The following is a 22,604-nucleotide window of genomic DNA, read 5'->3' as shown; positions in this document are numbered from 1 at the left end:
CTTTTAACGGTTTAAAAAAGGAAATGTTACACATCTTGCTTAGGTTTCCCCAGTTTAAAACGAGGCTAGTTCGGTCAAATTAGAAGTACAGAAATAAATAACTGGTATGGGTTAGGAACGAGGAGAGTGAATGAAAATTTGAGACCACGTGAAAATAAAATACGAATATGGGTTGGTTCTTTATTGTTTGCTTTCGTTTTATCCATGCCCTTTATCTCCCCTGTTAAGCAATACCTTTCCATTCCTGATGAGATTGTGACTTTTCAAAATCAATCTCCTATTACACTGCCTGACTTAGGAGAAGATTCAACAATCACTTCAAGCAGTTCGGCTGTAAAAGCTGTTGACAGCTCCGCGTTTTCAACTGAAGAGTCGGGTGACAGTCAGCTGATGTATGAGCTGGCAGGTATACCAATTAAGAAGGTAGACGTCTCTGTACTTGATGATATGAAAGTTATCCCAGGAGGGCAATCAATCGGAGTACAATTACACACACAAGGCGTCCTAGTTGTTGGCCATCACCTAGTCAATGTCAATAACAAGACACTTTCACCAGGAGAAGAGGCAGAAATTCAGGTTGGCGATATATTGTTAGAGATCAATGGTAAGCAAATTAAGGAAATGAAAGAAGTTCGTCCTTTAGTCGAAAAGGCCGGTGAGCAGAACAAATCGTTAAAGGTAAAACTTAAAAGAGGCAAGGAAATGATTAATACAACCTTGACACCAGTATTAGATGCTAAAGAAGAAGATTATAAAATAGGTCTGTATATTCGTGATTCAGCAGCGGGTATTGGTACGATGACTTTTTATGAACCAAAATCCAAAAAATATGGTGCATTAGGGCATGTCATTTCAGATATGGATACAAAGAAACCAATTGAAATTCATGATGGTACAATTGTAAAATCTACCGTCACCTCAATTGAAAAAGGAAATAATGGAGTCCCTGGTGAAAAACAAGCAAAATTTTCCGTTAAAGAAAACCAAATAGGAACAATTACAAAAAACACTCCTTTTGGGATTTTTGGAAAGCTGGAAGATAGTATTAAGAACGGCAAAAGTGATAAGCCTTTACCAGTTGCACTCTCCCATGAAGTTAAAGAGGGTCCAGCAAAGATCTTAACTGTCTTAGAAGATGAGACAGTAGAAGAATTTGATGTTGAAGTGGTAAGCTCCGTTCCACAAAAGTTCCCTGCAACCAAGGGGATGGTTATACAGGTAACAGATAAGGAGCTGTTAAAAAAGACAGGTGGTATCGTCCAAGGGATGAGCGGCAGTCCCATTATTCAGGATGGAAAAGTAATAGGTGCTGTCACACATGTTTTTGTAAATGATCCGACCTCAGGCTATGGTGTTCATATTGAGTGGATGCTTCAAGATGCCGGTATTAATATTTATAAACAAACAAGAGAAGAACAAAAAGCAAGCTAAAAAAGTGACTTGTATGGAATTTTTTCCATCACAAGTCACTTTTTTTGTGATTTTACAAAAAATTTCAGGTCCCCTTGTGTTATACTTACACTGAAATATAATTCGACAAATTTTTGTATAATATTATCGAATTATATCGTAAATAGTAGTAAGAAAGAGCAAATTATAGCATTTGCAAAAAAAGCCAATGTTTTTTAAAAAAATAAAGGATATTTAAAAGTTGTGTAGAATAAGTAAGAATAAGAAGAGTTTACTACATAAAGGAGGAGCTTTTTAGTGGATAAAATTTCGGTTTGTTTGGTGGATGATAACAGGGAATTAGTGCAGTTAATGGAGGATTACTTTGATGAACAACAAGATATTGAGGTAATTGGAACAGCTTTTAATGGCAGGGATTGCCTTACAATGCTCGAGGATCTTGAGCCAGATGTCTTAATTCTAGATATTATTATGCCACATGTAGACGGTCTTGCCGTTTTAAATACAGTTAGAGGTATGGATGGGGTTAAGCCAAATGTAATTATGTTAACTGCTTTTGGGCAGGAGGAAGTAATGAAGAAGGCTGTAGATTTAGGTGCTTCTTACTTTATATTAAAGCCTTTTGACTTAGATAACTTAGCTGAACAAGTCCGACAAGTACAGGGAAGAAACACTGTTGGTTCCACTCCGAAAAAAGTAGTAAGAAAAGAAAAAAGAAAGCAGGATCTTGAAGCAAGTATAACAAACATTATTCATGAAATTGGAGTGCCCGCACATATTAAAGGATACATGTATTTACGTGAGGCGATCACCATGGTATATAACGACATTGAACTGCTTGGTTCAATTACGAAGGTGCTCTATCCTGATATTGCTAAGAAATTTAACACAACAGCTTCTCGGGTAGAAAGAGCCATCCGCCATGCAATCGAAGTAGCTTGGAGCAGAGGGAATATTGATTCCATTTCTGCACTGTTTGGCTACACCATTTCCATTACCAAAGCAAAACCAACGAATTCAGAATTTATTGCGATGGTTGCGGATCGATTAAGATTGGAGCATAAGGCGAGTTAATTTAGTCAACAAAAAAGATGATGCCCTGATAGCAGGTATCATCTTTTTTTAGGTTTTAGTATGTGCAAAATTTTGCATTAATAACATTTAATCAAAAAACACGTGATAGAGTGATTCCACAGCTCGATTTAGATCCGCTGCCTGTATGCCAAACATCATGGAAACTTCAGACGAGCCTTGGTTGATCATTTCAATGTTTACATTTGCATTGGCAATGGCAGTAGTTGCTTTTTGTGCAACTCCTATTGTGTTCATTAAACCTTCTCCGACGACCATAATCATCGCTAGATCTCTATGCAGGATGACCGTATCTGGATGAAGCTCCTCATAAATGCGCTTCGTAATATTTTTTTCTTTTGCTTTTGATAATTTGCTGTCACGAATAATAACAGATAAGTCATCGATTCCAGATGGAGCATGTTCAAAGGAGATTCCTTCGTCTTCTAAAATATTTAAAAGTTTACGACCAAAACCGATTTCTCTGTTCATGAGATATTTGCTTACATACAAGCTACTGAATCCTGTATCACTAGCAATTCCCACGACACATTTTTCTTCAGGCTTTTTTTCAGCTACGATATTCGTTCCTGGAAGGTGAGGGTTATTTGTATTTTTAATGCAAACAGGAATCTGTTTTTTAAAGGCAGGTATTAATGCCTCGTCATGGAAAACGGAGAAACCTGCGTAAGAAAGCTCTCGCATTTCTTTATACGTGAGTGTTTTTATTTCTTTAGGATTCGAAACAATAGTTGGATTAACTGCATAAACAGAATCTACATCTGTAAAATTCTCATATAAGGTAGCTTCCACACCTGCTGCTACAATAGAACCTGTAATATCGGAGCCGCCTCGAGAGAACGTCATGAGTTCGCCATCTTCAGTATATCCGAAAAAACCCGGTATAACTAATATTCCGACTTTTTCGCGTAAAGCGTAAATTTTTGTGAAACTACTGTCTAAAATCTGTGCATTTCCTGGATTATTGCTGACGATAATACCAGCGTCTTTTGGATTGACATAGGAGGCTTCAAAACCAATTGCTTGTAAATAAGCACTTAGAATCTTTGCGGAACTGTCTTCACCAATTGATTTCAGCGCATCTAATTTTGCTATAGAAGAAATGTCTTTTGACAGCACATCTTTTAAGGTGTTTTCAATATCTTCCAACAAAGCAGTATTTAATAAGAGTTCTTCAATTATTTCTCTAAATCGACTTAAAACTTTCCCATAGATTTCCTCATAGTGTTCTCCGTTTATGTATGATTCCCCGAGCTGAATGAGTAAATCAGTTGTTTTGACATCATCTGCAAACCTTTTTCCTGGTGCTGAGACAACGATAATTTTTCTGGAAGGATCGTCTTTAATTATACTGGCAACCTTATGAAGCTGGGCAGCTGTTGCCATCGAGCTTCCCCCAAATTTTGCTACTTTCATAAAATGCCTCCTGAGCAATTTTTAAAATAAATCATAACACATATATGAAATATTAGACAATATTTTTTGTAACTAAACCTAAAAAAGAAGCCATGGGAAGAAATAAAAAAAGACAGCTTTTCTTCCATCTTTTTGTCTCACTTTAACCAACCAACGAGCCCAAATTTCTAGAAAGCAGTATACTTCAAGCATTCTAGGTGAAGACCAATTGGCAGTAAAGATCCAACTAACATTTTGTGAAGGAGAGAAGGAACTCCAGACCAATCTAATTTTCACTTTATATTACCTTTCTTTTTTTGTTTCTTACGATCTCGATACACAATAAAGCCTCCGATAAAACCTAACCCAGCTATAAAGAAGAGAAGGCCAACAATAAATTGCACACCAATATGTAAAAATAAAGGATAGAATTCTGAAAAAAGTGCATCTCTCATTAATTTTATGCCATAGGCAGCAATGACACCTGGTATGAATAATACAAGTAAGGCAAGTAATCTCCTCATTATTATTTCCCCTTGAAATTTATAATCACAACTATTATAGCAGATGACGAAACTTAAATGTACTGTTTGTAATTTGCCAAAGTATGCATGATAGCGTATCATATAACTGTGCAAAATAATGCAAGGTGGGATGAGATGAAGCGTGTACTTATCGTTGGGGCAGGTAAAGGCGGTAGTATTCTGTTAAATATACTTTATCAAGCAAACCGCATGAACATTGTTGCTGTAATCGATGTGGATAGAGATGCGGAAGGTTTAGAGCTTGCAAGAAAGTATGGAATTCAAATAGGGTATAATTGGCACGAATGGATCGATAAAGATATTGATATTATCATTGAGGCTACTGGAAAAGAAGAGGTCTTAGATCAAATTGTAGACAAACGAAACAGAAAGACAGTTGTAATCCCCGGTAGTGTAGCATACATAATTTCGGAACTTTTTAATGAGAAAGAAGCTTTACTTGAGCGAATAAAGCTTCAAATGAACAATCAACACTTAATTTTAAATAATATCAGGGACGGTATGCTGGTTGTAAATAATCAAGGCACCATCCAGTTCATGAATAAAAGTGCCGAACAAATCGTCGGCCTATCAAAGAAGGACGTAGAAGGAAAATATATTCAGTCTGTCATCCCAGCAACACGCCTTCCTAAGATTCTGCGTAATAAGCGGAAAGAAGTAAACCAAAAGCTAACATTAGAAAATGGTAAGCAGATTATAACGACACGCATTCCTATTATAGATGCTGAGCAAAATTTAATCGGAGCGTTTGCCGTATTTAAAGATATAACAGAAGTCGTCAACCTTGCCGAAGAAAATACGGATTTGAAGGATATAAAAACGATGCTAGAAGCCATTATCCAGTCTTCGGATGAGGCTATCAGTGTTGTAGATGAAAACGGGAACGGGATGATGATTAACCCAGCATATACAAGAATTACCGGCTTAAAAGAACTAGACGTGATTGGCAAACCTGCGACAGTAGACATTTCAGAAGGGGAAAGCATGCATTTAAAAGTACTGCAAACCCGTCGAGCTGTTAGAGGTGTAAGGATGAAAGTCGGCCCTGGACGCAAGGATGTCTACGTCAATGTTGCCCCCATCATTGTGGATGGCAAAATTAAAGGGAGCGTTGGGGTGCTTCACGATGTAACGGAGATTCAAGCCTTAACGAGTGAATTAAAACGCGCTAGACAAATTATTCGGAACCTTGAAGCTAAATATACTTTTAGAGATATATTAGGAAATTCTGTAGAGATGAAGCTAGCCCTTGAACAAGCAAAAGTGGGGGCAAGAACACCAGCCACAGTATTATTGAGGGGCGAATCGGGTACTGGGAAAGAACTTTTTGCCCATGCGATTCATAATGAAAGTGATCGAAAGCATAATAAATTTATCCGGGTAAATTGCGCTGCTATAGCCGAATCCATTTTAGAAAGCGAACTTTTCGGTTATGAAGAAGGAGCTTTTTCTGGAGCAAAGCATGGTGGTAAAAAAGGCTACTTTGAAGAAGCAAATAACGGAAGCATCTTTTTAGATGAGATCGGAGAATTATCCCTCAATATGCAGGCAAAATTACTCCGTGTTTTACAAGAGCAAGAAATCGTTCGAGTTGGTGGTACAGAGCCGATAAGTATTAATGTGCGCATTATTGCAGCTACAAATGTAAATCTTGAAAAAGCAATCATTAAGAAATCCTTTCGGGAAGACCTTTATTACCGCCTAAACAGACTTCCTATCTATATTCCTAAACTTAAAGATCGATTATCGGATCTGCCTGTTTTAGTGCAACATATGATTTTAAAGATTAATGAAGACTATGGACGAAATGTGCAATCTATCTCCCTTGAAGCACTAGAAAAATTAAAGAATTATCACTGGCCAGGAAATATCCGGGAGTTAGAGAATGTCATTGGACGAGCCATGATTTATATGGATATGTCCCAAGAGATAATGGAAGCATCCGATCTACCAGAACTCCAGCTTGATAAGGTAGAGACAGGTATACGCCCTTTTCGACCAAAAGAAGGGCAGCCCCTACAGGATGCTATGGAAAAATTCGAGAGGTCTTACATTTATGAAACTTATAAGCGAAATAATTTTAATAAAACAAAAACCGCAAAAGATTTAAAAATCTCTATTCGTAACTTATATTATAAAATGGAAAAGTATAAAATTGAAAAAACTGACATGCAATAATTTGCAGGTTTGCATAGTGTTAAATTAAAAAAAAGAAGGTTTTTCAAATAATAAAGCTGCAAAAGAGTTGGCATGAAATTTGCTACATTTATAATGGGCAGACAGGAGGTCACGTATGAAGAATTTAGATGATCTACATTTAAATATTCCAACAGAGAGGAAAACAGTATCTGTCGCTAATGCGAATGATAAAGAAGTATTGGTTGCCGTACGAGAAGCTTTAAGAAAAAATTTATGTTCTTTTTTATTATTTGGTGAAAAGGAAAAAATAAAACAAGTAGCTGAAGAAGTCATGCTTAATGTAACAGATCCACATATAACAGTTAGACACGCTACAACGCAGGAGGAAGCTGTAACATCAGCTGTAAAAGCAGTCTCTGAAAATGAAGCTGATGTTTTAATGAAAGGAAATGTCGCAACCAATATCCTGTTAAAGGCTGTCTTACATAAGGAATATGGGCTTAGAACAGGAAGCATATTATCCCATGTGGCTCTTTTTGAAATTCCTGGGCGTGATCGTTTGATGTTCTTGACAGATCCTGCAATGAATATTGCGCCTAATTTAAAAGAAAAAGCAACTATTATTAACAATGCTGTTAAAGTAGCGAAAGGAATTGGTATAACACTTCCCAAAGTTGCAGCACTTGCGCCTGTTGAAACAGTAAACGAAGCCATGCAGTCTTCCGTGGATGCCGCATTGTTAACCCAAATGCAAAAACGAGGCCAAATAAAGGATTGTATCATTGATGGCCCCTTGGCTTTTGATAATGCTGTTTCGTTGGAGGCAGCAAAACATAAAGGAATTCAATCGGAAGTAGCAGGAAATCCAGATATCTTATTAGTGCCTACCATTGATGTAGGAAATGCTCTTTATAAATCATTTATTTATTTTGCTAATGCAAAAGTGGCTGCCATCGTAAGTGGCGCCAAAGCACCGATTGTCTTGCCATCTCGAGCTGATCGTGCAGAAAGTAAATTGTACTCTCTCTCATTGGCATTAGCAACAACCACAACTATTTAGGAGGAACTTAGAATGGAAATTTTTACTCACATGGAAAAATATGATTACGAGCAGCTTGTTTTTTGCCAAGACAAGAGCTCTGGTTTAAAAGCAATTATTGCGATTCATGATACAACACTAGGGCCGGCACTTGGTGGTACTAGAATGTGGACCTATCAATCAGAAGATGAAGCGATTGAAGATGCTCTTCGACTTGCGAGAGGAATGACATATAAAAATGCCGCTGCGGGTCTTAACCTTGGTGGAGGGAAAACTGTCATTATTGGCGATCCAAAAACGGATAAGAATCCGGAAATGTTCCGTGCTTTTGGTAGGTATATTCAAGGATTAAATGGTCGTTATATTACTGCAGAGGATGTTGGTACTACGGTTCATGATATGGACCTTATTCACCTAGAAACAGATTTTGTGACAGGGATCTCCCCTGAGTCTGGATCTTCAGGTAACCCATCACCTGTAACTGCATATGGAGTTTACAAAGGAATGAAAGCTGCAGCAATGGAAGCTTACGGGACTGACTCATTAGAAGGAAAAACTGTTGCGATACAGGGAGTAGGTAATGTAGCTTACGCACTTTGTGAGTTTCTTCATAAAGAAGGTGCAAAGCTAATTGTTACAGATATTAATAAACAATCTGTTGAAAGAGCAGTAGAGGCGTTTGGTGCAACAGCAGTAGATCCAGACGATATCTATGATGTGGAATGTGACATTTATGCACCATGTGCTCTTGGGGCAACAGTTAATGATGATACAATTAACCGCATAAAGGCAAAAATCATTGCTGGATCAGCAAACAACCAACTTAAGTCCTCCAAACATGGAGATATCATTCATGAAAAAGGGATCGTATACGCTCCTGATTATGTGATCAATTCAGGTGGGGTCATTAATGTGGCAGATGAACTGGTTGGATACAACCAACAACGGGCTATGAAAAAAGTCGAAACGATTTATGATAGCTTAATCAGAGTTTTTGAAATATCTAAACGAGATAACATTCCGACATATGTTGCTGCTGATCGTATGGCAGAGGAGCGGATTGAAGCGAAAAGAAATTCAAGAAGTCAATTCTTATTAAACGAACATCACATCCTTAGCAGAAGGTAATTATGTGTGCAATGGAGGGTAGCATTTTGCAATCAACTTATAGAAATCTTGTTATTAATCCTGGTTCTACCTCTACTAAGATTGGTGTTTTTGAAAATGAGATTTGTATTTTCGAGAAATCTATTCGGCATAGTGGAGAAGAACTAAGCCCATTTCCTAAGATAATGGATCAGTATGATTTTAGAAAAAATGTGATACTTGAACAGTTGGATTATGAAGGTATCAATATTTCCAAGTTAAGTGCTGTTTGTGGCCGGGGAGGTCTATTGCAACCTATTGAAGGCGGAACATATGAAGTAAACGACATCATGTTACATGATCTCCAGACGGGATTTAACGGTGAACACGCATCAAATTTAGGGGGAATTATCTCCCATGAGATCGCCACTGGTCTCAACATACCTGCCTTTATAGTGGATCCTGTCGTGGTAGATGAATTGGCCGACATTGCTCGTTTCTCAGGGGTGCCAGAAATACCTAGAAAGAGTATTTTCCATGCGCTTAATCAGAAAGCTGTAGCTAGAAAAGCAGCCCGCGATCTTGAAAAGTCTTATGAAGAGATGAACATGATCGTTACCCACATGGGGGGCGGTATTACAATAGGTGCTCATCAAGGCGGCAAAGTCATTGATGTAAATAATGGCCTACATGGAGACGGACCTTTTTCTCCTGAGCGTGCGGGAACGGTTCCGGCAGGTGATCTTGTTTCTTTATGTTTTTCTGGAGAGTATTATCTGGATGAAATCATGAAGAAAATCGTCGGGCAAGGCGGTCTAATGGCCTATCTGGAAACCAATGATGCAATAGAAGTCGAAAAAAGAATTGCTGCAGGTGATACATATGTTGAAGAAGTATACGAAGCAATGGCTTATCAAATTGCAAAAGAAATAGGATCTATGGCATCCGTATTACAAGGAAAAGTAGATCTTATTGTCCTGACAGGCGGCTTAGCCTACGGAAAAACCTTTACAGAAATGATTATGAAACGAGTGAAATGGATTGCCGACACGGCTGTTTACCCTGGTGAAAACGAGTTAGAAGCACTAAATGAAGGTGTACTTCGTGTGCTCAGAAAACAAGAAAAACCCAAAGTTTATCCTAATGATGATAAGGGGGAGCGATTCCTATATGGCAAAAGAATATGATTTAGTAATCTTAGGCGGAGGTACTGGCGGATATGTAGCAGCTATTCGTGCCTCTCAGCTGGGAATGCAGGTAGCTATTGTAGAAAAAGGGGAGTTGGGAGGCACATGCTTGCATAGAGGCTGCATCCCTTCAAAAGCTTTATTGAGAAGCGCTGAAGTGTTCAGACAAACAAAAGAATCCTCACACTACGGTGTTGAAACTCAGGATCCACACTTAAATTTTAACAAAGTACAAGAGAGGAAAACTTCCATTGTGGAAACCTTACACAAAGGTGTTCAAGGTTTAATGAAAAAAGGGAAAATTGACGTATTCCAAGGCTATGGTCGAATTCTTGGTCCAAGTATCTTTTCTCCTATGCCTGGCACGATCTCAATTGAGTATGCGAATGGGGACGAAAACACGATGATTGTACCCAAAAACGTTCTAATTGCGACAGGCTCCAAACCAAAAACATTACCTGGCTTGAAATTAGATGGGGAGATGGTAATGAGTTCCGATGATGCCTTACAAATGGAATCACTACCTGAGTCGATCCTGATTGTTGGAGGTGGCGTTATAGGTATTGAATGGGCATCTATGCTCACAGACTTCGGTGTCAACGTAACTGTGTTAGAGTATTCAGATCAAATATTACCAACTGAAGATAAAGCAATCGCAACAGAAGTAGAGAAGCAGTTAAAAAAACGAGGAGTCACCTTTGTAAAAGGAGCAAAAGTCCTTCCTGAAAGTGTTGAACTTGGAAGTACTGTGACTATCTCTGCAGAAATAGGAGATAAAAAAGACACTTTTACAGCCGATAAAATGCTCGTATCTGTTGGACGGGAAGCGAACACGACAAACATAGGTATTGAGAACACAGACATCGTTATTGAGAATGGGTTTATTCAAACAAATGACTTTTACCAAACAAAAGAATCACACATTTACGCAATTGGGGATGTCATTGGAGGAATGCAGCTTGCTCATGTTGCTTCCCATGAAGGAATTGTGGCAGTGGAGCACATGGCAGATGAAAAGCCACTCGCTTTACAGTATGATAATATTCCTGCTTGTATTTATTCAAGTCCAGAAGCTGCCAGCGTAGGGCTCACAGAGAAGCAAGCTACCGAGCAGGGCTATGAAATAAAAGTAGGGAAATTCCCTTTTCAAGCAATCGGAAAAGCACTTGTGCACGGAGAAGCAGAAGGCTTTGTGAAAATAATCGCAGATAAGAAAACAGAGGATTTACTCGGAATTCATATGGTCGGCCCACATGTTACGGATTTAATTTCAGAAGCAGGCCTGGCAAAAGTATTGGACGCAACACCTTGGGAATTATCACACACTGTCCATCCGCATCCAACTCTTTCCGAAATAGTTGGAGAAGCTGCATTGGCAGTGGAAGGAAAACAAATCCACGGGTAAAAAAGGCATAAAGTAAAAAGGAGGTTATTACATTGGAAACAAAACGTCATGAAGCACTAGGTTTAACGGATGATCAAGTTCTAGAGATGTTTCGCACCATGCTACTCGCAAGAAAATTAGATGAGCGTATGTGGCTTTTAAATCGAGCTGGTAAAATTCCTTTTGTTATCTCGTGTCAGGGACAGGAAGCTGCACAGGTAGGGGCATCTTTTGCTCTTGATCGGGAAAAAGATTATACCGCTCCTTATTATAGAGATATGGGTGTCGTGCTAGCCTTTGGAATGACAGCAAAAGAGTTAATGCTTTCCGGTTTTGCTAAAGCTGAAGATCCCAACTCTGGTGGAAGACAAATGCCGGGTCACTTTGGCCAAAAGAAAAACAGAATCCTAAGTGGTTCTTCACCAGTAACCACACAAGTACCACATGCGGTTGGTGTAGCACTTGCCGGGAAGATGGAGAAAAAAGACTTTGTATCTTTTGTAACACTCGGAGAAGGTTCATCTAACCAAGGAGACTTCCATGAAGGATTAAACTTTGCTGGGGTACATAAGCTACCCGTTATTACAATGGTGGAAAATAATAAGTATGCCATTTCTGTACCGATTGAAAAACAAATTGCTAGCAAGAATGTTTCCGACCGGGCAATTGGTTATGGAATGCCAGGAGTCACAGTAGATGGGAACGATCCATTAGCGGTATACGAAGCGGTGAAAAAAGCAAGAGAACGGGCGATTAACGGTGAAGGACCGACTCTTATCGAAGCAGTATCCTACAGACTAACTGCACATTCCAGTGACGATGATGATCGTCTTTATAGGGAAAGTGATGAAGTAGAAGAGGCGAAGAAAAAAGATTCTATCATTACATTTGCTGCGTACTTAAAAGAAAGTGGCGTAATGACGGAAGAAGCAGAAAAAGAAATGGTCGATGAAATTAGCTCAATTGTTAATGAAGCAACCGCATATGCAGAAAATGCTGCATATGCGGAGGCAGAACATGCATTGAAATATGTTTATGAAGAGTAGGGAGGGAATCGAAAATGCCAGTAATGTCTTATATTCAAGCAGTTACAGCTGCTTTAAGGGAAGAAATGCTACGTGATGAAAAAGTATTTGTACTTGGGGAGGACGTCGGTAAAAAAGGCGGTGTCTTTCGTGCTACAGATGGCTTGTATGAAGAATTTGGAGAAGCACGTGTGCTCGATACCCCGCTTGCTGAATCTGCAATCGCCGGAGTCGGAATCGGTGCAGCAATGTACGGCATGCGCCCTGTTGCGGAAATGCAATTTGCCGACTTTATTATGCCGGCAGTCAATCAAATTATCTCAGAAGCTGCAAAAATGCGCTATCGCTCCAATAATGACTGGAATGTACCGATGACAATTCGCGCGCCATATGGCGGAGGTGTTCATGGCGCACTTTACCATTCACAATCTGTGGAAGCAGTTTTTGCTAACCAGCCGGGGTTAAAGATTGTTATGCCATCTACTCCATATGATGTAAAAGGTCTCCTAAAAGCGGCCATTCGCGACAATGATCCTGTCCTTTTCTTTGAACATAAAAGAGCATATCGTCTCCTTAAAGGAGAAGTACCAGAGGATGATTACGTCCTTCCAATCGGGAAAGCTGATGTAAAAAGGGAAGGGTCGGACATAACAGTTATTACGTACGGACTCTGTGTCCACTTTGCTCTGCAGGCTGCTGAAAAGCTTGCAGAAGAAGGCATTGATGCTCATATACTGGATTTGCGAACAGTGTACCCATTGGATAAAGAAGCAATTATAGAAGCAGCCCAAAAAACGGGTAAAGTTCTGCTTGTAACCGAGGACAATAAGGAAGGAAGCATCATTGGGGAAGTAGCAGCAATTGTTGCAGAAAATTGTTTATTTGACCTTGATGCACCGATTAAACGGCTTGCAGGGCCAGATGTTCCTTCGATGCCTTATGCACCGACAATGGAAAAGTATTTTATGATGAATCCAGATAAAGTAGAAAAGGCAATGCGAGAACTAGCAGAATTTTAAATCTGAAGGAGGATTGAACATGGCTTCGGAAAAAATTAACATGCCACAACTAGGGGAAAGTGTAACAGAGGGAACGATCAGTTCATGGCTTGTTCAACCAGGCGATAAAGTGAATAAATATGACCCTATAGCTGAAGTAATGACAGATAAAGTTAACGCAGAAGTACCCTCTTCCTTTACGGGGGTAATAAAGGAACTTGTTGCCCAAGAGGGTGAAACAATTTCAGTAGGGGAACTCATGTGTTACATCGATACAGAGGATAGTAAAGGTGATTCAGCAGACTCTTCAACTACAACCGACAAGAAGGAAGCAGCAGAAGATAAGCAATCTAAAGAAACAGACCAATCAATGAAGAAACGCTATTCTCCTGCTGTGTTGCGTTTAGCACAAGAAAATGATATAGATCTTAATCAAGTGGATGGTACAGGTCAGAAGGGGAGAATTAAGAGAAAAGATATTGAAAAATATCTTGCAAATGGAAAACCTCAAACTAAGAGTAGTGACGAAACCGTTTCTAGCAAACCTTCTGAGCCGGAACAAGAGGCAGTTGTTGAAAAAACAAGTGCTCCAACTAAAGCTGCAGAGGTACAACAAGGCGATATCGAAATTCCAGTAACAGGGGTACGTAAAGCGATCGCCCATAATATGGTGAAATCGAAGCAAGAGATCCCGCATGCCTGGATGACCGTAGAGGTGGATGTAACAGATCTTGTGACATATCGGAATCAAATCAAAGATGATTTCAAGCGAAAAGAAGGATTCAGCCTAACATTCTTCTCCTTCTTCGTAAAAGCAGTCTCCCAGGCATTAAAAGAATATCCACAGTTAAACAGTATGTGGGCTGGAGATAAAATAATTCAAAAGAAAGCAATTAACCTTTCGATCGCTGTTGCGAAAGATGAAGAATTATTTGTACCTGTTATAAAGAATGCTGATGAAAAAAGCATCAAAGGAATTGCAAAAGAGATTTCTGAACTAGCGGGTAAAGCAAGGAATGGCAAACTAACGGCAAATGATATGCAAGGTGGAACGTTTACAGTTAATAATACAGGTTCTTTTGGATCTATTCATTCTATGGGCGTCATTAATCATCCACAGGCTGCTATTTTACAGGTCGAGTCAATCGTAAAAAGACCTGTAATCGTAAATAATATGTTTGCAGCCAGAGACATGGTTAACCTTTCTTTATCTCTTGATCATCGCGTTCTGGATGGGTTAGTTTGCGGGAACTTCTTGTCCTATATGAAGAAAACATTAGAGAACATGAATGAGAATACATTAAGTATTTATTAAATGACTGACTATCCTTTCCTGAGCGTGTTTAATAAATTGATAAATCGTGTGAAACTTGATATGCTGAGTACATGATTTAATAGAATTAATTTACGTTAGGGGTTGAAGCAAGTATGGATTTCAATATTTTTATGAATGATGTTGTGAATGCAGCACGTGAAGATATAACGGAAGCTGGATATGAAGAATTAAAAACACCAGAAGAGGTAGACCAAGCATTTGACCGTAAAGGGACTACACTTGTGATGGTAAATTCAGTATGTGGATGTGCTGGTGGTGTAGCTCGTCCAGCTGCTGCAAACTCTGTACATTATGATAAACGACCTGATCATCTCGTTACCGTTTTTGCAGGGCAGGATAAAGAAGCTACAGAAAAGGCACGTAGTTATTTTGAAGGATACCCACCTTCTTCACCTTCCTTTGCTTTTATGAAAGATGGAAAAGTTGTAACTATGCTGGAAAGACATGATATTGAAGGACATAGCGCTATGGATGTTGTCGGAAGATTACAATCCATATTTGATGAACACTGCGAAGAAATTTAGTTCTTTAGCTGGTAAATACAGCAAAGTGTGCAAATTAAAAAGAGGCTGTCGCTATTAAATTAGGTCAGCCTCTTTTTACTTCTAAGTAGGTATACATGTTTGCTAACCATTCGTAATCATTTAGTTTATGTAAAATTGTATAGGGGATTTAAAGGAGTTATAAAAGTGAAGATCGGTTATAGGACAATAAAGACTGCGATTGGGACGCCTGTTGCGATATCGATCGCACAATTTTTAGGGCTAACAAACTTTGTATCAGCAGGCATTTTAACAATTCTGTGTATCCAGCCTTCCAGAAAGCAATCATTTCTTAGTGCTTGGAACCGTTTTTTGGCATGCGTAATAGCGAGTATATTTTCTGTAGTATTTTTTGAAGTGATTGGATATCATCCTATATCAGTAGGACTAATGCTTGCTGCATTTATCCCTGTTACCGTCTATTTAAAGGTGACTCAAGGAATTGCCACAAGCTCGGTCATTATTTTAAATCTGTATAGTGCTTCAGGTATTGATCTTTCCTTTTTAACAGATCAGTTCGTGCTTATTATTGTAGGAATCGGGACAGGATTACTGCTAAACTTATATATGCCAAGTTTGGATAAAAAATTAAAAGCCAAGCAAAAGAGGGTAGAACACAACTTCCAGACTATTTTATTCGAAGTCGCTTTGTATGTTCGTAACAAAGAGAAGCACTGGGATGGCAAGGAAATATCAGAAACAGAGACACTTCTTGAAGAGGCTTTAGATTTGGTTGAACGAGATAAGGAAAACCACCTATTGCGAAGCAAGCATCCGTATCGGGATTATTTTTATATGCGACAGCGCCAATTTGAATTATTAAAGAGAATGCTACCACTTGTAACAAAATTACCAAACAAAATAACCATTTCTGAAAAAGTTGCTGTCTTCTTTGAAGGGTTATCAAAAGCAGTACATCCAGGAAATACAGCTATTGTATATCTAGAGGAACTAAACAAATTACAAAAAGAATTTGATGAAGAAGACTTACCTGAAACACGTGAAGAATTTGAAACCCGGGCTAATTTATTTCGTCTACTACACGAAATAGAGGATTATCTATTGCTAAAGCAACGATATAAAAAAAGTGATATACAAAATAAAAAAAGAGGCTAAGGGAAAGTGAATGTCTAGTATATAAAGCTTAATATAATCAAGAAACAACTAAAAAGACTGAAATCGTGTTTCGATTTCAGTCTTTATCCAACTATATAAACATTGCCAACCCGGCAGTTAATGTGGAAAGTAGCATTGCAAGAATCATAATATATACGATGATCGTTGTTTTTCTTTGACGCTTAGATTTTTTTGCAGCCATGTTCAGTCCCCCTTTAAACCCTTCTGTTACTTGTATTTTATCGTGAAATAGGAGAATGGACAAGTGAAATCGTGAAAAGAATGCGATGTAGCAAAAGATTCAGTTATTCCTCAAGTTACAGAAGCATATTTATTTGATAAGGAAAATAAAAAATGGGGGTAACAATATGGATCACCTGCAATCGCTAAAAGAAAGCATGACCCGCAACGCCCCTAAGCTAGCTCATATCGGGATAGCTGTCAGAAATATAGAAAGCGTATTACCTTTTTATGTAGAAGTGCTTGGATTACAACTAACCAAAACCGAGAAGGTGGCAACAGAAGGTGTAAAAGCAGCAATATTACAGGCGGATAATACACAAATTGAACTATTAGAACCATTGAGTGCAACTTCCCCTATACATTGTTACATAGAAAAGTACGGTGAAGGGTTACACCATATTGCTTTTGAGACTGATGACATAGCAAAAAAGGTTAAGGATATCCATTCTCTTGGGGTTCCATTAGTTAGCTCTAATCTTAGAAAAGGCGTACAGGAAAGTAAAATTGCCTTTATTCATCCTAAAGCTTCATATGGATCACTGATTGAATATTGTGAGTATGTGGGGCGAAAAAGCAATGAGTAATTCAGAGCATTTACACATAGAAAAGCTTGCTAGGATAAAAGATCAGGTCAAAAACGGTGGTGGAGAAAAGCGTATATATGAGCAGCATAAGAAAGGCAAATGGACGGCTAGGGAACGAATTGCTTATTTGCTAGATTCTGATAGTTTTGTAGAATTACAGCCTTTTATAACTTCACGACATGAAGTGGGAAATGGAGAGTCTTATAACGGTGATGGTGTCATTACTGGTTATGGTAAGATAGCAGGAAAGCCGGTATACATATATGCCCAAGATTTTACGGTACATGGTGGATCACTGGGAGAAATGCATGGAAAAAAGATTGCAGCGATTTTAGATCTTGCAGGGAAAAACGGGGCTCCAATAATTGGGCTAATTGATTCAGGTGGTGCACGTATTCAGGAAGGTGTTGCCTCCCTTGACGGTTATGGGCAAATTTTTCGCCGAAATGTCCTTTATTCGGGAGTGGTTCCTCAGATCTCAGTAATTATGGGGCCAAGTGCTGGTGGTGCTGTATATTCCCCTGCATTAACTGATTTTATTATAATGGTAGAAAACACCTCACATATGTTTATTACAGGCCCAAAAGTTCTAAAAGAGGTAACAGGTGAAGAGCTTGGACCTGAAGTCTTAGGGGGTGCTGGGATTCATAGTCAAAAGAGTGGAAATGCACACCTGGTAAAGGCTACTGAACAGGAGGCGTTGGAGGCTCTAAAAACATTGCTTTCTTATTTCTCTGAACATAATCAGCAACGGGCAAGGCTATCATTAAATAAAGAGAAAACAGACAACCTGCGTCCCCAGTTACTTGATATAGTTCCTTCAGATAGTAAGGCTGCGTATAATGTGAAGCGAATTATTGAGCAAGTAGCTGATAAGGGTTCTTTTATGGAAATTCATGAACATTTTGCCAAAAACATTGTTGTTGGTTTTGCGAGACTAAAAGGAGAAGCTGTCGGGTTTGTATGTAACCAGCCAAAGTATAAAGCTGGAGGTTTAGATATTGATGCTAGTGACAAAGCTGCTCGGTTCATTCGCTTTTGTGATTGCTTCAACCTTCCTTTGATCACATTAGAGGATGTTACGGGCTTTATTCCAGGGGTAAAGCAAGAACATGAAGGGATTATACGAAATGGTGCAAAAATTGCGTATGCATATGCAGAAGCTACTGTTCCAAAAATTACAGTGATACTGCGAAAAGCATTTGGTGGTGCGTACGTGGCGCTTAATAGTAAAGCACTAGGAGCAGATATCGTCTACGCTTGGCCGCAGGCGGAAATCGCTGTAATGGGGCCCGAGGGAGCTGCAAGTATACTCTATGGGGAAGAAATTGAAGGAGCTGCAGATCCCACTAAAATAAAAGAAGCGAAAATCTCTGCTTATCGAGAAAAGCAAGCAAATCCGTATGCTGCTGCAGCTTTAGGAATGGTTGATGATGTCATCTCACCTGAGCAAACACGCATAATACTTATTCAAGCACTGGAAATAATGTATAATAAACATGAGGAACGCCCAAAAAAGAAACATGGGAACATGCCATTATAGACACTATTGGAGGAATGAATTTTCATGACGACAGTAAATCAAGAAAGATTAATCAACGAATTTTTTGAACTAGTACAAATTGACTCTGAAACGAAGTATGAAACGGAAATAGCAGGAATACTTAAACAAAAGTTTACTGAATTGGGTCTTGAGGTAGTAGAAGATGATGCAGCAGAGACAACAGGGCATGGTGCCGGTAATTTAATTTGTACGTTGAAGGGTAATAAACCAGGCGTTGAGTCGATTTATTTTACTTCTCACATGGATACTGTAGTACCAGGGAAAGGAATAAAGCCTTCTATTGAAGGGGGCTACATTGTATCGGATGGCACTACCATACTTGGTGCTGACGACAAAGCTGGATTAGCAGCTATGCTGGAAGCTATTCGCGTCTTAAAGGAAAATAATACGGAGCATGGGGACATTCAATTTATTATTACAGTTGGCGAAGAATCTGGGCTAGTTGGTGCCAAAGCATTGAACCCTGACCAGATTACTGCAAAATATGGTTACGCTCTTGATAGTAATGGGGAAGTTGGCGATATTATTGTAGCCGCTCCTACGCAGGCGAAAGTATTTGCCACCGTTAAAGGGAAAACGGCACATGCAGGGGTCGCTCCAGAGAAGGGCATTTCTGCTATCACCCTAGCAGCTAAAGCTATTGCGAAAATGCCTTTAGGTAGAATTGATGAGGAAACCACAGCTAATATTGGACGGTTTGAAGGTGGAAAACAAACAAATATTGTAGTAGACCATGTGGAGATTCTCGCTGAAGCACGGTCCCTTGTCCCTGAAAAAATGGAAGCTCAGGTAGCGAAAATGAAGGAAGCATTTGAGCAAACAGCACAGGAGCTTGGCGGATCAGCTGAGGTTAACGTCACGGTTATGTATCCTGGTTTTAAGCAAAAAGCCGGAGATCAGGTAGTAGAGGTAGCCAGACGCGCTGCAAGTGCTATTGGCCGCGAAAGCAAGCTTTTACAAAGTGGTGGTGGAAGTGATGCGAATGTTATCGCAGGCCACGGCGTTCCTACTGTTAATCTTGCTGTAGGTTACGAAGAAATCCATACTACGAATGAACGTATGCCAGTTGAGGAGCTTGTGAAAATTACCGAACTAGTCGGATCTATCATTTCAGAAGCTGCGAAAGAAGCATAATAGCATGTATTAAGAAAGAGAAACCCTTTTGAGGAGAGCTCAAAAGGGTTTCTCTTTCCATGTTATAATAAAAGAAGTCAACGATAAAGGGTGAATGAAATTGATAGCAAATAGCGCTGGAAAAGGAAGGGTAATTTTCCATATTGATATGAATTGCTTTTATGCATCTGTGGAAGCAGCTTATAACCCATCATTAAAAGGCAAGCCATTAGCTATTGCGGGGAATCCAGAGGAAAGAAAAGGAATTGTTGTAACAAGCAGCTATGAAGCTCGTGATAAAGGGGTTAAAACGACAATGACAATCTGGCAGGCGAAAAAGAACTGTCCGGAGCTAATTGTCATGCCACCTAACTTTGAACGATATCGAGCAGCTTCTAAGGAGCTTTTTAAAATATTGGCAGATATTACACCCAATGTACAGCCTGTCTCCATTGATGAAGGATATATGGACATAACAGACGTAAATAGTGAGCTGTCTCCTTTGGAAATGGCCCATCGTTTACAAAAAAGAATTCTCGAGGAATTAGATTTACCATGCAGTATAGGAATTGCACCAAATAAATTTCTTGCCAAAATGGGTTCTGATATGAAAAAACCACTAGGAATAACCGTATTACGCAAAAGGGAGCTTGCAAGCACGCTATGGCCACTACCTATTGGAGAAATGTATGGGGTAGGGGAAAAGACAGCGACAAAGTTAATAGAAAAAGGGATAGAAACCATTGGTGATTTGGCGACACATAACACTTATGAGTTGAAGCAATTACTCGGTATTAATGGAGAGCGTCTAAAAAACAGAGCGAATGGAATAGATAATCGACAAGTCGATCCAGAGGCTGTTTTTGAATTTAAAAGCATTGGGAGCTCGCAAACACTTCCTTTTGATACTGTTGATGAACAAGAAGTTAGGAAGCTTCTTGCCTCACTAGCGGAAAGTGTAGAGAGAAGAATGAAGCGCAAGAATGCTGCAGGCCAAAGCATACAGATAATGATACGTTATAAGAACCGAAAAACCATAACAAGAAGCAAAAAGCTTTACCGTTATATTGATACCAAGGACGAAATATTGTATCAAGCAGAAGAACTGTTTCATTTACATTGGAATCAAGAGCCAATCCGCTTACTCGGAATTACAGTACAGGATGTAGAAGTAAAAAAGAATATTGCAAAGCAACTGGACTTGTTTACGTATGAAGAAGAAGCGGGAAAAGAAAAGCTTTATCAAGCTATTGAGGATTTATCTGAGAAATACGGTAATGACGTGTTTAAGAAACTGGACACAATTAGTCAGGATGAACAACCGAGAACTAGTTTTCAGAAGGATTTCCTTGATGATTATCGAAAATAGTAACTACCATTTTCTTTGCGATGAAAATGGTAGTTATTTTATTAGTTTATATTTTAAAAGCTATTTTAGTTCATAATACGCTTGATTACAGCCTTCCCAATCTTGCTTCCTGGATATCGAAAAGGTACATCAAATTTAGTGGACTGTTTTAAGATGCTTTTTTGATGGGAGAATGTTTCAAAGCTCGATTTCCCATGATATTGTCCCATCCCACTATTTCCAACTCCTCCAAACGGCAAATGAGGATTTGCTAAATGAAAGATCGTATCATTTATGCTTCCGCCCCCAAAGGAAAGATATTGAATAACTTGTTCCTGTGTTTTATTGTTTTCACCAAAATAATAGAGGGCCAATGGTTTTTCTTGTTTACTAATCATCTCAACAGCTTCTTCCACATTGGTAAACGAAAGTACAGGTAAAACTGGCCCAAAAATCTCTTCCTGCATAACATGATCATCCCAGCTAATTTTATCTAAAATACTTGGTTCGATCATGAGGGATTGCCGATCAAAATTTCCGCCATGAAGTACTGTTCCATCTGATAAATAACCAATTATACGGTCAAAATGAGAGGCATTAATGATCCTCGTATAATTGGAGTTTTGTAATGGTTCTTTGCCGTAAAAGGATTTTATATATTTTTTCATTGCTTTAAGTAACTTAAATTTCACACTATCATGCACGTAAATATAATCTGGCGCTACACATGTTTGTCCTGCGTTTGTAAACTTTCCCCAGACAATCCGTTTAGCAGCTAGATTAATATTTGCATCCTTATCTACGATTGCCGGACTCTTGCCTCCTAATTCGAGCGTTACGGGGGTTAAATGCTCGCTTGCCTGTCTCATGACGATCTTTCCAACTTCTGTGCTTCCCGTGAAGAAAATATAATCAAAACGCTGACGTAACAGTTCTTGATTTGTTTCTTTCTCACCTTCTACCACCGTAATAAATGATGGATCAAAGGTACGTGCAATCATCCTTGCTAAAAGGGAAGACGTCGCGCTAGAGTGCTCGGATGGTTTGATTACGACACAGTTTCCAGCAGCAAGCGCTCCAACTGCTGGTGCTAACGCCAATTGTAGTGGGTAGTTCCATGGAGAGATAATTAAACTAACTCCGTATGGTTCACTCACAATGTAGTTTTTCGTCCCTTTATGGGTAATAGGTGCATTAACTTTTTTCGGCTCCATCCAATCCAATAAGTGTTTTAACGTAAAGTCAATTTCTGCATATAGAAAACCAAGTTCAGTCGTATAGGTTTCCTGTTCGGATTTATTTAAATCTGTTCGTAAAGCCTTGTAGATATCATGCTCATATTTTTTTAGCATTTTTTTTAATTTTTCTAAGGTAGCTTTACGAGTTTGATAGTCTCTTGTATTTCCATTTGAGTAAAAAGCTCGTTGGCTTTCAACGATTTGTTGTATTGCAGTTATC

At 39.0% G+C, this 22,604-nt stretch carries 20 protein-coding genes; 16 read left to right on the top strand and 4 right to left on the bottom strand.

Features of this window, described 5'->3' with window-relative positions; all coding sequences use genetic code 11:
• Positions 1 to 138: 138 nt before the first annotated feature.
• Positions 139 to 1,431 (top strand): SpoIVB peptidase, encoded by a 1,293-nt coding sequence (gene spoIVB / locus LG273_RS10440; protein WP_404453333.1) that lies wholly within the window; start codon positions 139 to 141, stop codon positions 1,429 to 1,431.
• Between the two features lie 276 nt (positions 1,432 to 1,707).
• On the top strand, positions 1,708 to 2,484 hold the full coding sequence (spo0A, locus tag LG273_RS10435) for a sporulation transcription factor Spo0A (RefSeq protein WP_379564350.1): 777 nt from the start codon (positions 1,708 to 1,710) through the stop codon (positions 2,482 to 2,484).
• Positions 2,485 to 2,571: 87 nt separating this feature from the next.
• Here spo0A and LG273_RS10430 read toward each other — a convergent pair whose 3' ends face one another.
• A complete protein-coding gene (locus tag LG273_RS10430) occupies positions 2,572 to 3,918 on the bottom strand; it encodes an aspartate kinase (RefSeq protein ID WP_404453330.1) in 1,347 nt (448 codons plus the stop codon).
• Between the two features lie 272 nt (positions 3,919 to 4,190).
• Positions 4,191 to 4,421 carry a DUF2627 domain-containing protein gene (locus LG273_RS10425; RefSeq protein ID WP_404453327.1) on the bottom strand — a complete coding sequence of 77 codons (231 nt, stop codon included), beginning with the start codon at positions 4,419 to 4,421 and terminating at the stop codon, positions 4,191 to 4,193.
• Between the two features lie 135 nt (positions 4,422 to 4,556).
• Between LG273_RS10425 and LG273_RS10420 the strand changes: the two genes are divergently transcribed.
• From LG273_RS10420 to LG273_RS10375, 10 genes are all read left to right on the top strand, one after another.
• The gene (locus LG273_RS10420) at positions 4,557 to 6,620 is read left to right on the top strand and encodes a sigma 54-interacting transcriptional regulator (RefSeq protein ID WP_404453324.1); all 2,064 of its coding nucleotides are present in this window, start codon (positions 4,557 to 4,559) and stop codon (positions 6,618 to 6,620) included.
• A 115-nt stretch (positions 6,621 to 6,735) separates the two neighbouring features.
• A complete protein-coding gene (yqiS, locus tag LG273_RS10415; protein ID WP_404453321.1) occupies positions 6,736 to 7,641 on the top strand; it encodes a phosphate butyryltransferase in 906 nt (301 codons plus the stop codon).
• A 12-nt stretch (positions 7,642 to 7,653) separates the two neighbouring features.
• Entirely contained in the window at positions 7,654 to 8,748 is a 1,095-nt protein-coding gene (gene bcd, locus LG273_RS10410; protein ID WP_404453318.1) for a branched-chain amino acid dehydrogenase, read from the top strand.
• Positions 8,749 to 8,759: 11 nt separating this feature from the next.
• Positions 8,760 to 9,893 carry a butyrate kinase gene (gene buk / locus LG273_RS10405; protein ID WP_404453315.1) on the top strand — a complete coding sequence of 378 codons (1,134 nt, stop codon included), beginning with the start codon at positions 8,760 to 8,762 and terminating at the stop codon, positions 9,891 to 9,893.
• Positions 9,877 to 11,298, top strand: coding sequence for a dihydrolipoyl dehydrogenase (gene lpdA, locus LG273_RS10400; protein ID WP_379564336.1), 1,422 nt, complete (start codon positions 9,877 to 9,879; stop codon positions 11,296 to 11,298). Before buk ends, lpdA begins: the two co-directional genes overlap by 17 nt.
• Before the next feature lie 86 nt (positions 11,299 to 11,384).
• Positions 11,385 to 12,323: a thiamine pyrophosphate-dependent dehydrogenase E1 component subunit alpha gene (locus LG273_RS10395; protein ID WP_404459519.1), complete on the top strand. Its 939-nt coding sequence runs from the start codon at positions 11,385 to 11,387 to the stop codon at positions 12,321 to 12,323.
• A gap of 14 nt (positions 12,324 to 12,337) precedes the next feature.
• A complete protein-coding gene (locus LG273_RS10390) occupies positions 12,338 to 13,321 on the top strand; it encodes an alpha-ketoacid dehydrogenase subunit beta (protein WP_404453312.1) in 984 nt (327 codons plus the stop codon).
• A 19-nt stretch (positions 13,322 to 13,340) separates the two neighbouring features.
• Complete coding sequence (locus LG273_RS10385) at positions 13,341 to 14,615, top strand: dihydrolipoamide acetyltransferase family protein (RefSeq protein WP_404453309.1); 1,275 nt, start codon at positions 13,341 to 13,343, stop codon at positions 14,613 to 14,615.
• A 113-nt stretch (positions 14,616 to 14,728) separates the two neighbouring features.
• Positions 14,729 to 15,160 carry a BrxA/BrxB family bacilliredoxin gene (locus LG273_RS10380; RefSeq protein WP_379564330.1) on the top strand — a complete coding sequence of 144 codons (432 nt, stop codon included), beginning with the start codon at positions 14,729 to 14,731 and terminating at the stop codon, positions 15,158 to 15,160.
• Between the two features lie 165 nt (positions 15,161 to 15,325).
• Positions 15,326 to 16,294 carry an aromatic acid exporter family protein gene (locus LG273_RS10375; RefSeq protein ID WP_379564328.1) on the top strand — a complete coding sequence of 323 codons (969 nt, stop codon included), beginning with the start codon at positions 15,326 to 15,328 and terminating at the stop codon, positions 16,292 to 16,294.
• A 91-nt stretch (positions 16,295 to 16,385) separates the two neighbouring features.
• Here LG273_RS10375 and prli42 read toward each other — a convergent pair whose 3' ends face one another.
• Positions 16,386 to 16,496, bottom strand: coding sequence for a stressosome-associated protein Prli42 (prli42, locus tag LG273_RS10370; protein ID WP_379564326.1), 111 nt, complete (start codon positions 16,494 to 16,496; stop codon positions 16,386 to 16,388).
• A 166-nt stretch (positions 16,497 to 16,662) separates the two neighbouring features.
• Here prli42 and mce point away from each other — a divergent pair, with 166 nt between their 5' ends.
• The 4 genes from mce (at position 16,663) to LG273_RS10350 (ending at position 21,167) form a co-directional block, all read left to right on the top strand.
• Positions 16,663 to 17,121 carry a methylmalonyl-CoA epimerase gene (gene mce, locus LG273_RS10365; RefSeq protein WP_404453305.1) on the top strand — a complete coding sequence of 153 codons (459 nt, stop codon included), beginning with the start codon at positions 16,663 to 16,665 and terminating at the stop codon, positions 17,119 to 17,121.
• Positions 17,114 to 18,664, top strand: coding sequence for an acyl-CoA carboxylase subunit beta (locus tag LG273_RS10360; protein ID WP_404453302.1), 1,551 nt, complete (start codon positions 17,114 to 17,116; stop codon positions 18,662 to 18,664). Before mce ends, LG273_RS10360 begins: the two co-directional genes overlap by 8 nt.
• A gap of 24 nt (positions 18,665 to 18,688) precedes the next feature.
• Positions 18,689 to 19,819, top strand: a complete 1,131-nt coding sequence (locus LG273_RS10355; protein WP_404453299.1) for a M20/M25/M40 family metallo-hydrolase — start codon at positions 18,689 to 18,691, stop codon at positions 19,817 to 19,819.
• 100 nt (positions 19,820 to 19,919) lie between these two features.
• Positions 19,920 to 21,167, top strand: coding sequence for a DNA polymerase IV (locus tag LG273_RS10350; protein ID WP_379564318.1), 1,248 nt, complete (start codon positions 19,920 to 19,922; stop codon positions 21,165 to 21,167).
• Between the two features lie 65 nt (positions 21,168 to 21,232).
• On the opposite strand, the gene LG273_RS10345 is transcribed toward LG273_RS10350, so the two are convergent.
• A complete protein-coding gene (locus LG273_RS10345; RefSeq protein WP_404459516.1) occupies positions 21,233 to 22,603 on the bottom strand; it encodes an aldehyde dehydrogenase in 1,371 nt (456 codons plus the stop codon).
• Position 22,604 lies beyond the last annotated feature (1 nt).

This window comes from Oceanobacillus kapialis, assembly GCF_044790185.1.
Taxonomy (GTDB): Bacteria; Bacillota; Bacilli; order Bacillales; family Amphibacillaceae; genus Oceanobacillus_B; species Oceanobacillus_B kapialis.
This window is presented reverse-complemented; position numbering and strand designations above follow the sequence as displayed.